At 46.8% G+C, this 2,027-nt stretch carries 2 protein-coding genes and 1 pseudogene; all 3 read right to left on the reverse strand.

Translation table 11 applies throughout. The annotated features are described in order from the left end of the window. Window positions 1-213, reverse strand: a pseudogene (locus tag RMO79_RS11765) (hypothetical protein); the annotation flags it as partial. Window positions 214-216: 3 nt separating this feature from the next. Next, window positions 217-1,149 (reverse strand): DUF5895 domain-containing protein, encoded by a 933-nt coding sequence (locus RMO79_RS11770; RefSeq protein ID WP_310483353.1) that lies wholly within the window; start codon window positions 1,147-1,149, stop codon window positions 217-219. A gap of 278 nt (window positions 1,150-1,427) precedes the next feature. Beyond that, the gene (locus tag RMO79_RS11775; protein WP_310483354.1) at window positions 1,428-1,859 is read right to left on the reverse strand and encodes a hypothetical protein; all 432 of its coding nucleotides are present in this window, start codon (window positions 1,857-1,859) and stop codon (window positions 1,428-1,430) included. Window positions 1,860-2,027: the final 168 nt, after the last annotated feature.

The raw sequence follows: 2,027 nt of genomic DNA on the forward strand, positions 1-2,027 counted from the left end.
GACTCTACTGGCGAACTGTTTAAAGTCTGGTACCAGTCGAGCCATAATCTCAACCCGATGTTCTCTGGTAGGCTCGTTCCAACACATCCAGGCACCTGTTGGGGAGAAAGTAAGATTGTGCCCGTTGCAAACAGGACAGTAATAGCGTTCTCGGTAGCGGCGGTAAGGTGTCAAAGCATCCTTATAGTCGGCGAGAACGATTGGTTGGCGCATTAGTTAAAAGGGGATTTTATCCTCTTCAAACTCATCATCCTCCTCAAACTCAGGCGGATCGATATATTCCGGTTCGGGAGCTGGTTTAGTCTTAGTCGCAACCGAAGTGGTAGGAATAGTTGGTACGGGTGCTGATTCTTCAGCTACAGGAGATGAAGCTACATCGATCGCATTGCTGTTATCTTCTACTGGTGGAGTAGCAGCACCTGTTACTGCGGCTGGTGTGATAAGCTCTGGCGCGGGTGCCAACATAATCGTCCCAGCAGTAGGTGGTGAGAGCAATGAGCGCGATCGAGGATTGAGGATATCAATAATGGCATCGGCAAGCCGTTCGTCAGTACCCATAAAGAAACTCTGCCAATTGACGACAGTGGGATGGACATAGCCATCGATATAACAGGCAGGGGATTTGACTTTATCGCCGACAGATTTGCGAATGATAATTGGCTGAAAGATGCACAGGGCATTGAAAACTTCGTTCTTAGGGCGGAATAAAGTCTTGTTTGCTTCAGCCTGACAACGCGCCACTGAGGTACAAAACTTTTGCCACTCGATCGATAGAGTCGCTTGGTGGGAACCCTTGGCGAACAGTCGGAGTGGAATAACGTGAAGGGGCTGCTTGTTAGCGTCCATAAACATCACCAAGAAGATTTGGAAGTTACCAGCGTTAGGATCGTTACTGTGCTTGGCACGATCCCATTCGCCCAGTACGTCTAGAGTTTCCTCGGTTTGACTGGCTTGACGATCGAATGCGCCCAATTGACAGATGGGAGTGAGGATCATCCGAGGTTTTTGGAGTAAAATCCCCACCTCAGTTTGCCCACTGTTGTAGGCGTACTCAGTCATTTCGGTACCTTCAAGGTTCTTCCAGCCAGCTTTCTCAGCTTGACTCAGAGGCACAAAATAACCGCACTGGGCGGGATTCTCGCCGCGCAACGCTTGTGCGTAAGGATAGGAGAAATCGGTGGCGGTAATGCGTCGGTAAGATATCGACTTGTAGTAGTGGTCATGAATTTCCTGGATAATGTGAATGAAAACACCAGTTGTTGAGACTGATGTGATTAGTTGAGGCTAGAGGTGAAAACTGCTTGAGGGTAAAGGTACCAGCGTTCGCTATTACCAAGCGAAGCGGTGGAGTTCCAGCAGTAATTGGGATGAAAAAGCACCAATAAAAATTGGTGCTAGGAAATTAATTGCAGCGAAAAGATCGTGAATCAGCGAAATGTTAACAGCCGTGATGTTGCCATCTCCTCATAAGCAATGGCTTCTAGTTCGTGCTGTCGCATGTGAACCAAAAAGTCCAACCCATAACTCATTGACTCGCTCAAATAGTCGAGATCGAAGACAGTAGGATCTGAATAACGCTGCATTCTCCGAATCTTAATCTCGTGCCAGTAACCTGAAACACGTTGGCTAGGACGGTAAACAATCTCGCCACAGATACCCCAAATTAAGCGTAATCGAGCGATCCACTCTTCTCTTTCCTGGGGTATGTTGTAGCCCAGATAGATGAGGAATGCGGGTTCATTTGTATCAGCATTACCCCAATTTTGGGGATCGTCTGCTGGAGCTTCACAAATAACTAAGCCTGGAAGTAATTCTGTGAAGGTGAAACCTTGAACTGTCGAAGGTTGTTGCGCTAGCATAGAGTTTCATTAATCATAGATTTGGTCGTTAACCGACCTTTTTTATTGGCAAAAATAGCGAGAGTTAGTAGCAAATAAATTACTACTAAACCCCGTCGTTACGAAGAGAAGCACACAGATAAATTGCTTGCTAATTAGTAGCAAGCAATAGCGAATTAGCATGAGACG

Source organism: Chamaesiphon sp. VAR_48_metabat_403 (assembly GCF_031422475.1).
GTDB lineage: Bacteria > Cyanobacteriota > Cyanobacteriia > Cyanobacteriales > Chamaesiphonaceae > Chamaesiphon.

Excerpts from the sequence above, each read along its gene's own strand:
- RMO79_RS11775 (WP_310483354.1), bottom strand. The coding sequence starts at position 1,859 with ATGCTAGCGCAACAACCTTCGACAGTTCAAGGTTTCACCTTCACAGAA.